This window comes from Acinetobacter sp. 129952 (assembly GCF_056642055.1).
Genome location: NZ_JBWVSU010000008.1, coordinates 127,715 through 141,209, shown reverse-complemented (window position 1 = coordinate 141,209; position 13,495 = coordinate 127,715). Strand labels below are relative to the sequence as shown.

At 43.9% G+C, this 13,495-nt stretch carries 10 protein-coding genes; 1 reads left to right on the top strand and 9 read right to left on the bottom strand.

Annotated elements, in window-relative coordinates; translation table 11 throughout:
• Positions 1 to 12: 12 nt before the first annotated feature.
• Entirely contained in the window at positions 13 to 1,431 is a 1,419-nt protein-coding gene (locus tag AC1IR0_RS10730) for an O-antigen ligase family protein (protein WP_409665810.1), read from the top strand.
• Positions 1,432 to 1,473: 42 nt separating this feature from the next.
• On the opposite strand, the gene AC1IR0_RS10725 is transcribed toward AC1IR0_RS10730, so the two are convergent.
• From AC1IR0_RS10725 to aroK, 9 genes are all read right to left on the bottom strand, one after another.
• Complete coding sequence (locus tag AC1IR0_RS10725) at positions 1,474 to 1,899, bottom strand: pilin (protein WP_409665808.1); 426 nt, start codon at positions 1,897 to 1,899, stop codon at positions 1,474 to 1,476.
• 209 nt (positions 1,900 to 2,108) lie between these two features.
• Positions 2,109 to 2,669, bottom strand: coding sequence for a TPM domain-containing protein (locus tag AC1IR0_RS10720; RefSeq protein WP_409665806.1), 561 nt, complete (start codon positions 2,667 to 2,669; stop codon positions 2,109 to 2,111).
• A complete protein-coding gene (locus AC1IR0_RS10715) occupies positions 2,663 to 3,706 on the bottom strand; it encodes a TPM domain-containing protein (protein ID WP_409665804.1) in 1,044 nt (347 codons plus the stop codon). Before AC1IR0_RS10715 ends, AC1IR0_RS10720 begins: the two co-directional genes overlap by 7 nt.
• Before the next feature lie 31 nt (positions 3,707 to 3,737).
• Entirely contained in the window at positions 3,738 to 4,328 is a 591-nt protein-coding gene (locus AC1IR0_RS10710) for a LemA family protein (RefSeq protein WP_409665802.1), read from the bottom strand.
• Positions 4,329 to 4,511: 183 nt separating this feature from the next.
• Positions 4,512 to 5,933 carry an FAD-dependent oxidoreductase gene (locus AC1IR0_RS10705; protein WP_479741384.1) on the bottom strand — a complete coding sequence of 474 codons (1,422 nt, stop codon included), beginning with the start codon at positions 5,931 to 5,933 and terminating at the stop codon, positions 4,512 to 4,514.
• Positions 5,934 to 6,005: 72 nt separating this feature from the next.
• On the bottom strand, positions 6,006 to 10,481 hold the full coding sequence (gltB, locus tag AC1IR0_RS10700; RefSeq protein WP_409665800.1) for a glutamate synthase large subunit: 4,476 nt from the start codon (positions 10,479 to 10,481) through the stop codon (positions 6,006 to 6,008).
• A 449-nt stretch (positions 10,482 to 10,930) separates the two neighbouring features.
• Positions 10,931 to 11,809, bottom strand: coding sequence for a hypothetical protein (locus tag AC1IR0_RS10695; RefSeq protein WP_409665798.1), 879 nt, complete (start codon positions 11,807 to 11,809; stop codon positions 10,931 to 10,933).
• A gap of 10 nt (positions 11,810 to 11,819) precedes the next feature.
• Complete coding sequence (gene aroB, locus AC1IR0_RS10690) at positions 11,820 to 12,899, bottom strand: 3-dehydroquinate synthase (RefSeq protein ID WP_409665796.1); 1,080 nt, start codon at positions 12,897 to 12,899, stop codon at positions 11,820 to 11,822.
• A 28-nt stretch (positions 12,900 to 12,927) separates the two neighbouring features.
• Positions 12,928 to 13,464 (bottom strand): shikimate kinase AroK, encoded by a 537-nt coding sequence (gene aroK / locus AC1IR0_RS10685; RefSeq protein ID WP_005101380.1) that lies wholly within the window; start codon positions 13,462 to 13,464, stop codon positions 12,928 to 12,930.
• Between the last annotated feature and the right edge of the window lie 31 nt (positions 13,465 to 13,495).

Sequence of the window (13,495 nt, the reverse complement as noted above, 5' to 3'; positions counted from 1 at the left end):
AAGGATCTCTAAATGTTCCATATTATAAACAAATCATTGCTTATTTTAATTCCCATTTTCTGTTTTATTGTATTTTCAAGTTTAAGTGCGTATTGGGTTAAGGCACCTTACGATGCATGGCGAATCTACGAAATTTTATTATTACTAACAACAAATGTTCTAGGCCTTTATCTACTCAATAAAAAAAACCATCAAATATTTGACGAAAAAATAAGAAAAATCATATTTCCACTCATCACATTATTAGCGACTTTAGTATTCATTTCTGCTGGGCAGGCCGATTATTCACCGCGTGCTTTTGCGGATACCTCTTTATATTTTTTACTCATGAGCGCTTGCCTTATTTATACCAACCTCTTTCAAAACTATAAAAAACTTACAGAAAATATACTTGCATGCGTAGCAATTCTGCCCATGCTGACGCTTATTTTTTTACCGATTGCAATTTGGGATCGTTTAAATGGTGGTATTGGTGCATGGACGCAATCATTTACCAACATCCGTATGCTGGATGATGCTCTATTGCCTTGCTTATTTCTGCTATGGCTCCGTATTGGTTTCTTAAAAAGATTTAATCAACATTCAAGGTTTAAACAAGGGCTACTCTCAATTTCGATCTACAGTATTTCTGTCATCTACCTCCTTAATTTTCTTTTTCATGGAGCAAGAGCATGTCTACTCGCAATTTTCATCAGCCTGATTTGTGTTGCAATTTACAATCGAAAAAAGAGCTTCGAATTTCTCAAGCCACCTACGTTTTCAGGACTGATCGCTGTCACCCTTTACTTTATTTATCATCAGATTTTACCCAATCCAATCGGATCTGATTTAGCAAGAACCAGTAGTTCTGGTCGACTCGATTTATGGTTAAAAGCATGGAATACTTGGCTTGAACACCCAATTTTAGGTGTCGGAGGGAATCATTTTCTTTTACAGCAACCTTATACTGTCATTGCTCACCCACATAATATTTGGCTCAAGTTTTTAAGTGAGTGGGGAATTTCAGCTTTTCTTTTAACAGGACTCATCATTACACTTATTTTTAGTTTAAAGCAAAAAATCCCTCAGATCCCTCCCCTACTATTGGCAGGTATGATTGCTATATTGATCAATTCAATGCTGTCAGGCAGTTTGCTTTATCCAGTCAGCCAAATCACAAGTTTATGCATCTTGTCATATACTCTAAGTTTTAGTCTTCGCCCACATACTGCATCTTCAAATACAAATTCAATGAAATATCTATGGATGTTTTTAATTGTTCTATTTTCAAGTGTTCTTTTGATAGTACATGGACAGGACATCATTTGCAAAGACTGTATGAGCACTGATTGGGAAGGGGCGCCTGCCTTTTGGGATTCAGGACGAGCTTTACACCTAGAACCTTATATCATTGAACATTTAGAGAAACATGCTAATAAAATTAAGCCATAAAAAAGAGAGCCATTTGGCTCTCTTTTTTAACTCAAATTCAAATTATGAACATGAACCTGGTTTATATTTAGCATCTAATGCTGGAGTACCAGCTGTTTTACAAGTCCAAGAACCATCAGCTGCTCGGCCTAATTGTAATTTAGCACCAGCAACTTTAGGTGAGCCTTTTAAAGTACATTCAATAGCATTCGCCTGCACTCCAGCTGTTGGAGCAGCAACAGCAACAGTACAACGATCACTATTTTTAAGACCTATATTAGCAACAGTAAAGTCAGCAGCTGGTTTACCTTCATTTACAAGTACTTCATATTGAGTTTTAGCTGGTGAGATTTCTGCCAAACCAGAAGTTGCTTGAGATTTAGCAATATAATCTTGATAAGCAGGGATCGCAATTGCCGCCAAAATACCAATAATTGCTACAACAATCATTAATTCAATAAGGGTAAAACCCTTTTGTACTGTATTCATAACATTCTCCACAAATGTTTTTGTTTATTTATAAGCCTAAAGAAAAGCTCATTTAGCTTAATTTTATATTTAGCACTAAGTGTGCCAATTTTTATTATAATAAAATTGACAGAAAAAACAGCACTTTAAAAAAATATTTTTATTTTTGTAATTTTTGTGTTTTATTTTGTGTAACTAACTGACAAATTTTGTCAGTTAGTTGACATAGTTCATCCCAGTATAATCGGTTTATTCCCTAATTCATTTTCTAAATCATCTATTTTTCGATCATAGTAATGATCTAAAACCTGTCCAATCTGTTTCACGCCTTCAATTACACCTTCTTTAAACTTCTGCTGGACTAAATGCTGAATAATGTTTTGACAGATTTCATCCCAGACTTGCTGGGTGGTTGCATTTTTAATTCCACGATCAATCACAATTTCAACCTTGTGCTCGCAGAGGTTCAAATACAGCAGTACCCCACTGTTATATTCGGTATCCCAAACACCAATTTCAGCAAATAACTGTCGCGCACGGCAGAGCGTATCCTGATAATAAGCAGATCGTGAAGGTAAACACCCTTCAATCACCACCTGAATCTCTCCCACATGTCCATGCTCTGCTTCTTCCACCGCCACTGCAATCGCATGCTGATCCTGCTTGGAAAAAAAGCGCTTGGTTGCCGGCATATAAAAGAAATGCTTGAGCCAGCGTTTAAAGCTTGGCTGTGCATGTTCTTCCAGTTTGGGCTGCGTGACTATATCTGTTGTATCTGTAGTTGTTACCATGAGCCTGATGCTCCTCCCCCGCCAAAACCTCCACCGCCACCGCCGAAGCCGCCGCCACCAAAACCACCACGGCCACTACCGCCGCCTCGACCGCCACCGGCCAAAAAGGCATGTAAAATCAGCTGGGCAATAGAGGTGACCAATAAAAAGAAAATACCTGCGCCAATCATTAGGCTAGCAACCAAGCCTAAGCCATTCACCAATCCTGCCGCTGTACCTGCCACCGCTGCAGTTGCTGCGCTCAGACGTTTACCAAAGATCATGGAGCCAATCACACCTGCAATAATAATAAAGATAACGCTTCCAAAAGTGGCTTGCGATGCTTTTTGTGCCTGATAGGCTTGTTCCTGACGTTCTTTGATTTCATCCGCGGCCTGTGCTGCAATTTCAGGATCTAAATTTAAAATTCTTTCAATTTCGGTTAGTCCGGAATCAATGCCCTGCGCATACTGACCTTGCTTAAAAAATGGCGTAATTTTGTCATGAATAATTCGACCTGCCACTATGTCGGGTAGTACACCCTCCAGACCATAACCGGTCAAGATTTGAATACGGCGATCATTAATGGCAATGGTCATCAACAAACCATTGTCGCGTTTGGCTGAACCCAGTTGCCAGACTTCTGCTACGCGCATGGAGTAATCAAAAATATCTTCCTGCCCCGTGGTCGGAACAATGACTACACCTATTTGCCCTTTACCTTCATTATAAAGTTTTAGAATGCGCTGACTGAGTTGCTGTTTTTCAGCAGGACTAAGCAGGTTTGCCTGATCAATGACAGGTTCATTCAGGCTTGGTAAATCCCGCTGCAACTGCCCTTCTGCCATATCATTGGCAATTTGCGGCTGTGATGCTGCTGCAGTTTCTGTATTTTGGGCTGGAGTATTTTGATTATTTTTAGGCTGCAAGATTTCACGGGCTACGATGACTTCTTCAGTATCTGTAGCCGTGGCCGTTTCTGCTGAAACAAGCGTGGTTATTCCCATGCCTAGCATGAGAATCAAACCAACACAGTATTTCAGCAGAATCTCAGACATATGATCTCTCGTTTATTTTATAAGTGGATATTTATTCAAAGGAAACCGTTGGAGCTTTCTGTGCACTTTGCTCGGCGCTAAAGTTCGGTTTGGTATCCATACCAATCACTTTTGCCGTCATCACTTGCGGGAACTGACGGGCATAAGAGTTAAAGTCCTGCACCGTGGTGATATAACGGTTACGTGCCACAGCGATTCTATTTTCAGTGCCTTCCAGCTGTATCTGCAAATCACGGAATTGCTGATTGGCTTTCAGATCGGGATAATTCTCAGTGACGGCTAAAAGACGAGACAAGGCACTGGTCATCTGGGCCTGTGCTTCCTGATAACGCTGGAATAATTCAGGATCTTCCAGTACTTCACGATCTACTTTTAAACCGGCAACATTGGCACGTGCTTGTGTGACTTCAGTTAAAACCTGCTCTTCATGCGAGGCATAACCTTTGACCACATTGACCAGATTAGGCACCAAATCGGCACGGCGCTGATACTGGTTCTGGACTTCCGACCAAGCGGCCGTTACGGCTTCATCTTTGACTTGCAAGGTGTTATAACCACAACCACTCAGGGTCAAGGTACTGGCCAACATCAAGGCGATAAGAGATTGTTTGAATACACGCATGATATCTTGTCCTCAATTCTTTATTAATATTTATATAATTAATTTGATTTTAAACAGTATTTTCTAAAGTTTTGTTACTTTTTATAATCTTTTTTAATGACCTCTCTTTAAGTTAGACAATATCCAAAAATAAAAAACCCGCCGTAGCGGGTTGTTTGAATGACTTCAGTGAATTTTCAACTGTTAAACATCCAGATAATCCAGGATTCCTTCAGCTGCCTGACGACCTTCCCAGATTGCGGTTACCACCAGATCAGAACCGCGCACCATATCGCCACCAGCAAAGATTTTTGGATTCGAAGTCTGGAATTTATATTGCTGCTGTTCAGCGGCAAGCACACGACCAGAACCATCCAGATTAATCTCGACATCTGCAAACCAGTCCGCTGGGCTGGTACGGAAACCAAAGGCAAGCAATACAGCATCCGCAGGCAAAATTTCTTCTGAACCCGGAATCGGCTCTGGACTACGGCGACCACGACTGTCCGGCTCACCCAGCTGAGTAGTAATAAATTTCACACCGGTCACTTTACCATTTTCACCAACAACTTCGATCGGCTGACGGTTAAACTGGAAATTCACTCCTTCTTCACGTGCATTTTGTACTTCACGGCGTGAACCCGGCATGTTTTCCTCATCACGACGATAAGCACAGACCACGGATTCGGCACCTTGACGAATTGAGGTACGGTTACAGTCCATAGCAGTATCACCACCGCCTAAAACGATGACTTTCTTGCCTTCAACACTGATGTATTCAGCTGGATCTTTTTCCCAGCCCTGACAACGATTGACATTCGCAATCAGGAAATCCAGTGCATCATACACACCATCCAGATCTTCACCGGCAAAACCACCTTTCATGTAGGTATAGGTTCCCATACCCATAAATACCGCATCATAATCGGCAAGTAACTGGTCGATGGTCACATCTGTGCCAATTTCAGTATTCAAACGAAATTCCACCCCCATACCGGTGAAAATTTCACGGCGGCGCTTCATTACGTCTTTTTCCATTTTGAATTCTGGAATACCGAAAGTCAGCAAACCACCAATTTCTGGACGTTTGTCAAAAACTACAGGCTTTACCCCGTTACGTACCAGAATATCCGCACAGCCAAGTCCTGCAGGACCTGCACCAATGATTGCGACTTTCTTATTGGTCCATTGCACATTGGACATATCTGGACGCCAGCCCAAAGCAAAAGCTGTATCGTTGATATATTTTTCTGCATTCCCGATCGTCACCGCACCGAAACCGTCGTTCAGGGTACACGCCCCTTCACACAGACGGTCTTGCGGACAGACACGGCCACAGACTTCCGGTAAAGTATTGGTCTGATGACACAGTTCAGCCGCCTGAAACAGACGTCCTTCAGACACCAGTTTTAACCAGTTTGGAATGTAGTTATGTACCGGACATTTCCACTCACAGTACGGGTTACCACAGCCTAGGCAGCGATGCGTCTGATTGGCTGCAATTTCCGCTGTATAAGGCTTATAAATTTCCACAAATTCTGCTTTGCGGACATCAATCTCTTTTTTCTCTGGGTCTTGGCGTGCGACATCCAGGAATTGAAAGTCATTATTCAGGCGTTCTGCCATGTCTCTCTCCGTGGGGAGATGTAAGGGGTTCACAGTTGCCTTACATCTGCCTATGTTTCTGCAGTAGTGGAATTATTGTGGATCAGCTTGAGTGGTTTTCAACAGCGTTTGCAAGTTGGCTGCTTTTGGTTTTACCAACCAGAACTTGCGGCTGTAGAAGTCAAACTCATGGCGGATCTTGTACGCCCAAGCACTACCCGTTTCTTTAATATGTTCATCCAGGATACGACCCAGGAAGGCTTTGTGCTCTTCCATCGCTTCGGTGGAAATACGATTCAGCTCAATCAGTTCGTGGTTATAATGATCAACGAAGTCATTATCCAGATCAAGTACATAAGCAAAACCACCAGTCATACCCGCACCGAAGTTATGCCCAACCTTACCCAACACCGTAACAATACCGCCGGTCATATATTCACAGCAATGATCGCCTGCACCTTCAATGACAGCAAATGCACCCGAGTTACGCACCGCGAAACGCTCGCCCGCTGTACCCGCGGCATATAACTTACCGCCAGTCGCACCATACAAGCAGGTATTCCCAATAATCGCAGTATTTTGTGTCTGGAATGGTGAACCTTTTGGCGGGAAGATAGAGATACGACCACCGGCCATGCCTTTACCGACATAGTCATTGGCATCGCCTTCCAGACTGATATGCAAGCCACCAGCATTCCATACACCCAGCGACTGACCCGCAGTACCATTCAGGTGAACTTTCACCGGATGGGCTTCCATGCTCAGGTTGCCATAACGTTTCGCAATTTCACCAGACAGGCGTGCGCCAATCGAGCGGTCACAGTTACCGATCGTGAAACTATATTCGCCGCCAGTTCCCGCTTCAATCGCAGGTAGAATCTTATCTACCATCTTTTCAGCCAGAATGCCTTTATCAAATGGCGCATTGCCCTGTACTTCGCAGTATTGTGCTTTACCTTCCGCTGAAGGATGCGACTCAAGCAATTTGCTTAAATCAAGATGTGCATGCTTGGCAGTTTCACCTGGCAAGACTTCCAGCAGATCCGTACGGCCAATCAGGTCTTTCAGACTCGATACACCAAGTGCCGCCAGCCATTCACGGGTTTCTTCAGCAATAAAGGTGAAGAAGTTAATCAGCATTTGTGGCTCGCCAATATAATGCTCTTGACGTAAATGATCTTGTTGAGTCGCAACACCGGTTGCACAGTTATTCAAGTGGCAGATACGCAGGTATTTACAACCCAATGCGATCATCGGAGTCGAACCAAAGCCGAAGCTTTCAGCACCGAGAATTGCTGCTTTTACGACATCCAGACCGGTTTTTAAACCACCATCTGTTTGTACGCGAACTTTGCCACGCAGGTCATTGACACGAAGGGCCTGATGTGCCTCAGAAAGACCCAGTTCCCACGGTGAACCTGCATGATGAATTGAAGAAAGTGGAGAAGCCGCTGTACCGCCATCATAACCAGAAATGGTAATGAAATCGGCATACGCTTTCGCTACACCCGCCGCAATCGTACCGACACCCGGTTCAGAAACCAGCTTAACTGACACCATCGCCTGTGGGTTAACCTGTTTTAAATCAAAGATCAACTGTGATAAATCTTCAATTGAATAGATGTCATGATGCGGAGGTGGCGAAATCAGGGTAACGCCCGGCACAGAGTAACGTAAACGTGCAATGAGACCATTCACTTTACCACCCGGCAACTGACCACCTTCACCTGGTTTTGCACCTTGCGCGACTTTAATCTGGAGAACTTCTGCTGATGTTAAATAAGCAGGCGTCACACCAAAACGGCCCGATGCAATTTGTTTGATTTTCGAGTTACGGATAGTACCGTAACGCGCTGGATCTTCACCGCCCTCACCCGAGTTTGAACGACCACCAATCGTATTCATGGCAATCGCAATCGCTTCGTGCGCTTCAGGTGACAGTGCACCCAAAGACATACCGGCAGAGTCAAAGCGAGGCAGGATCTCTTCCACAGATTCCACTTGTTCGACTGGAATCGAGTTGTCTGTTTTGAGTTTGAACAAGTCACGGATCGTTGCGATCGGACGGTTGTTCACCAATTCTGCATATTCTTTAAAATCTGCGTAGTTCCCAGAACGTACTGCTTTATGCAGTGAGTTGATCACATCCGGGTTAAAGGCATGATATTCCTTGCCAAAGACAAATTTCAGCAGGCCTCCCTGATCGATTGGCTTACGGTTTTTCCAGGCAATATCCGCCAACTGTTTCTGGTCATTTTCAAGATCGACAAAAGTAGCACCCTGAATACGGCTTGGTACACCGATGAAGCATTTATCCACCACTTCATTAGATAAACCCACTGCTTCAAACAACTGACCACCACGATAAGAAGCAACCGTAGAAATACCCATTTTAGACAGGACTTTCAGCAGACCTTTTTCAATCCCCTTACGGAAATTGTTTTGCGCATAGATTGGGTCACCCAATAATTCGCCTTTCGCGACCAGATCATTGATCACGTCATAAGCTAGGTATGGGTAGATGGCTGTCGCACCAAAGCCAAGTAACACTGCAAACTGATGTGGATCACGGGCAAAACCGGTTTCAATAATCAGGTTAGCGTCAGTACGCAAACCGATATTGATCAGGTGATGATGCACTGCACCAGTAATCATGAAAGCATTGGCAGGCAAGTAACCTTCACGGATTTTCTTGTCTGAAAGCACCAGTAAGGTTTTACCATCACGAATGGCTTGTGCAGATTCTTCACAAATACGCGCAATCGCTGCTTCCAGACCTTCGGTTTCAGCATAGTTCAAGTCAATATCTGCAATTTCATAACCGGCACGACCCAGCGTACGGATCTGATGCATTTTCGAATTAGAAAGTACAGGACTGGAAATGATCAAGCGGTCTGCATGCTCAGACCCTTGCTCAAAGACGTTTTGTTCACGACCTAAACAGGTTTCCAGTGACATCACAATCGATTCACGTAGCGGATCGATCGGCGGGTTGGTCACCTGTGCAAACTGCTGGCGGAAATAATCCGACACATGGCGCACCTGACGAGACAATACTGCCATTGGGGTATCATCACCCATTGAACCTACAGCTTCCTGACCGCTTTCAGCAATCGGACGCAATAACTGGTCACGCTCTTCAAAGGTCACCATGAACATTTTTTGTGCCGCTTTCAGGCCATCACCTTTTAAGCCTTGATCACATAAATATTCTTCCAGCTCTGGACTGCCTTGCAAACGCACAGAATTTTCACGTAACCATTCACGGTATGGACGCATACGTTTCAGATGATTATTGACATCTTGCGTATCCAGTACCTTGCCAGTCTGCGTGTCGATGACTAGCATCTGGCCTGGGCCGACACGGCCTTTAGAAATCACATCTTCAGGTTGGTAACCCCATACGCCAATTTCAGAAGCCAGCGTGATATAACCATTTTTGGTAATCACCCAACGCGCAGGACGCAGACCGTTACGATCCAGCATACAGATCGCATGACGCCCATCCTGAATCACCAAACCTGCAGGACCATCCCAGGCTTCCATGTGTTTTGAGTTGAATTCGTAGAAAGCACGAAGATCAGCATCAAGCGTTTCCACGTTCTGCCAGGCAGGCGGAACCAGCATACGGAGTGCACGGAACAGATCCATGCCACCGCCAACCAGAATCTCCAGCATGTTGTCCAGGCTTGAAGAATCTGAACCGGTACGGTTCACAATTGGATTTAGTTCAGTTAAACCTGGCAATAATGGATTTTCAAATTTCGGCACACGCGCCATGGCCCAGTTACGGTTCGCGGTAATAGTGTTGATTTCACCATTGTGCGCCAGGTAACGGAACGGTTGTGCCAACGGCCAGCGTGGCAAGGTATTGGTCGAGAAGCGCTGATGGAAAACCACAATATGTGATTCCAAACGTGGATCAGCCAGATCTGTATAAAAATCTGCAATCGCTTCTGGCATCATCAAGCCTTTATAGCTGATCACTGTTGAACATAAAGTAGTGACATAGAAAGACGTATCATTCACCAACAATTGTTCTGTACGACGACGTGCCAGGAATAACTTACGGTTAAATTCAACCTCAGTCACACCCATTGGACAGTTAACAATAATCTGTTCAAATGCCGGCATCGATTGCAATGCAATTTCACCCAGTGCATCGACATTGGTCGGAATTACACGCCAAGCCAGAACGATTAAACCTTCAGCTTCAATCTCTTTGTTTAAAACCTGTTTGGCATGTGCAGCAAGTGCCGGATCAAGATTTAGAAACACCGAACCCACAGCAAACACTTCACTTAAGGTGGTATCACTTAAGCGTTTCGCTTCTTCACGGAAGAATTTTTTCGGCATCGCCAAGAGCAAGCCACAACCATCCCCGGTTTTGCCATCCGCGGCAATACCACCACGGTGGGTCATACAACTCAAACTATGAATCGCGGTCTTGACGAGATCATGGCTAGCATCACCCTGCATATGGGCGATCAAACCGAAACCACAGTTATCTTTAAACTCATCCGGTTGGTATAAACCTTGAGCGGGAGCTACATTGTTAGGCGATGGCATGTGCATAGCGTACCCTTCTTTCACGAAGCCTCAACAGGCTGTTAAACAATCTAAATTTTTCTCTGCGCTGGCGTCTAATGGACTTTCGAAGACCGTCTTGGTAGAGCAAAACTATTTTTCTTTATTTCTTCAGACTAGTCCTTTTTTAGACTAAATGCATAACAAATAAAGTTTATTCTGCTCATGAATAACATAAAAATCTGGAATAAATATGACATTCATATGGTGTCATCGAATCATTTTTCGCGCTAAAACAGGGAGATTAATTCAATTCATGCACCAATAAAGCAAATTCCATGCCAACAAACAGCGCATAAATTAAAACAATACAGATGACAAAGATTTAGCGCAGAACAGCACTCTAAGGGTTAATTTTAATGTGCATTTTTTGCACCAAAAGCGCTCATTTTTAATTCTGTAATTTTTTGGATGCGCTATTTTAGACCGGACTAATTAAATGGATCACTAATCTCATTATTTTGAGGACGAGGATTACTGCCCTGAGCAGGTCGATTATTGTTATTTTGCGGTTGAGGCGTGCCTTCTACAGCACTTTCAGATTTCTGTACATCGACCACATTTCCCGATGAATCACGGCGCACAATGGTGGTACTGGTAGTCGCAGCATCAGAGCTACGCGGCTTGGACTCAGTCTGGGTTTGCTGCTGTCTAAGTCGCACCGATTCATCTACTTTCGGCAAAGGCACATTTTTCAAACGAATTTCGTAAAGCTTTTGATTATTGGCCAATTCCTCTGAACCCAGATTATTGACCAGACTGACATATTGCTGCATTGCTACAACTTCAGGTTTGACTGAAGCCGGTAAATTTAACTTCAGTGTAGAGAGTGCCTGATTGGCTTGCGCCGCCGTCTTATATTGACCATATAACAATACATATTGTTCTGGCTGATTTTCACTCGAGATTCTTAAATAAATAAAAGGTTTACGATCGGACTGTTTTTTAAGAAAACTTTTTAAAATTGCTTCATTGGTCACATGAAATAATTCAATGGCATGCTGGTTTTTCGCCTCATTGACAAATTTGGTACCGCGAAATTCTGGCTCATGACTGGCATTCACGACGGTACGCGTATTTAGATCCAATGGTTTCACTTCCTGAAAAAGCGCACCAAGATGGGTCATTGTGGCTACTTTTTCTGGTTGAATCTGCAACTGAACTTCAGTTTCAGGCTTTTTTTCAATTTCGACGATGTCATCTGAATCAGTCACCGCCCAAAAGACCAAGGCAGCAAATAGGCAGCATACACCACAGACCAGCCAGAAATAATGCTGAATCTTTTGCCAAGGAGTATGTAATGCTGCCATAAAACTAAACCTATGCCTGATTGGCTAAAATTGCCTGTTTCATTAACTCGAGATCAAAGTCCCGGGTAATCACTGCTTCGCCTAACTGCTTTAATAACACCAGACGCAATTGTCCATTTAAGACTTTTTTGTCATGGGCCATATAGGCCAGAAAATCATCCAGAGGGATTTTAGGACAAACCACAGGAAGTTTGGCACGAGAAATGATTTTTTTTGTACGTTCTAAATCTTCTTGAGAAATCCAGTCCATACGCTGTGACAGATCCGCAGCCATCACCATACCGGTGGCAACAGCCTCGCCATGTAGCCAGACACCATAACCCATGTAGGATTCAATCGCATGACCAAAGGTATGACCTAAATTGAGTAAAGCACGTTTTCCTTGCTCCTTCTCATCACTGGCTACGATCCGCGCCTTATGCGCACAGGAACGATAAACGGCCTCAGCCAATAATTTCTCATCACGGGCGACCAGAGCATCCATGTTCTCTTCAAGCCAGACTAAAAATTTTTCATCACCGAGTAGGGCATATTTAATCACTTCAGCCAAACCTGCTGAAAGTTCGCGATCAGGCAAAGTAGCAAGCTGCGACATATCCGCCAGTACCACTTGCGGTTGCTGGAAAGCCCCAATCATATTTTTACCCAATGGATGATTAATCCCGGTTTTACCACCGACACTTGAATCTACTTGCGACAGCAAGGTTGTCGGTACCTGAATAAAATAAACTCCGCGCTGGAAGCAAGCCGAGGCAAATCCGGCCATATCCCCAATGACGCCACCACCTAATGCCAGTACAGTACAGTCGCGGTTAAACCCGGCTTCAAGCAGTGCATCAAAAATCAGGTTTAGATGCTGGCTATCTTTATATTTTTCACCATCAGGCAAAATACAGGTCGCAATGCGTTTGTCCAGAGCCTCAATTGCAGTTTGATAACGCTGCAAATAAAGTGGTGCAACTGTGGCATTGCTTACAATCATCACTTGCTTGCCATGAATATAGGGTGCCAATAAGGCCTGTGGATCCAGATCGCTCCCGATAAAAATAGGGTAACGACGTTCTCCGAGTTCTACATATAAGGTTTGCATGCTTGATTAACCACTTTATTCAATGAACTTAGTTTTTGGAAGTAATGAGATTGAGAATCCGCTGCGCCAGATCTCGTGCAGCACCCTGATTGGTCTCAATAATATGATGTGCCACTTCCCGATACAAGGGATCACGGACCGCCAATAAATCACGTAACTTTTGTTCCGGATTTTCGACTTGGAGGAGGGGACGGTTTTTATCGCGATAGGTACGTTGCAGTTGAATTTCAACCGGCGTATAGAGATAGACAACAATTCCGCGCTGTTTCAGATAATCCCGATTTAAGGTCTGAGTAATGGCCCCACCACCAGTGGCTAAAACCAAATGGGGACGTGAGGTAAGGTCATTAATGACAGCAGTTTCACGGTCACGAAACCCCTGCTCCCCTTCTTTTTCAAAAATCCAGGGAATGGTCGCTCCTGTTTTACGTTCAATTTCATGATCACTGTCTAGAAATTCACGTCCTAACAATTCTGCGAGATGTCGTCCTACTGTTGTTTTACCGGCCCCCATCGGCCCTACCAAATAAATATTTGGTAGGGTTTCAAACTCTTTGCTTGGCAAGGAGTCACCTATTCGTTTTGTTAAATTCAAA

Bases quoted from the DNA above. Each gene is read 5' to 3' on its own strand.
- AC1IR0_RS10730 (WP_409665810.1), top strand. From the start codon at position 13: ATGTTCCATATTATAAACAAATCATTGCTTATTTTAATTCCCATTTTC.
- AC1IR0_RS10725 (WP_409665808.1), bottom strand. From the start codon at position 1,899: ATGAATACAGTACAAAAGGGTTTTACCCTTATTGAATTAATGATTGTT.
- AC1IR0_RS10720 (WP_409665806.1), bottom strand. From the start codon at position 2,669: ATGGTAACAACTACAGATACAACAGATATAGTCACGCAGCCCAAACTG.
- AC1IR0_RS10715 (WP_409665804.1), bottom strand. From the start codon at position 3,706: ATGTCTGAGATTCTGCTGAAATACTGTGTTGGTTTGATTCTCATGCTA.
- AC1IR0_RS10710 (WP_409665802.1), bottom strand. From the start codon at position 4,328: ATGCGTGTATTCAAACAATCTCTTATCGCCTTGATGTTGGCCAGTACC.
- AC1IR0_RS10705 (WP_479741384.1), bottom strand. From the start codon at position 5,933: ATGGCAGAACGCCTGAATAATGACTTTCAATTCCTGGATGTCGCACGC.
- gltB (WP_409665800.1), bottom strand. From the start codon at position 10,481: ATGCCATCGCCTAACAATGTAGCTCCCGCTCAAGGTTTATACCAACCG.
- AC1IR0_RS10695 (WP_409665798.1), bottom strand. From the start codon at position 11,809: ATGGCAGCATTACATACTCCTTGGCAAAAGATTCAGCATTATTTCTGG.
- aroB (WP_409665796.1), bottom strand. From the start codon at position 12,899: ATGCAAACCTTATATGTAGAACTCGGAGAACGTCGTTACCCTATTTTT.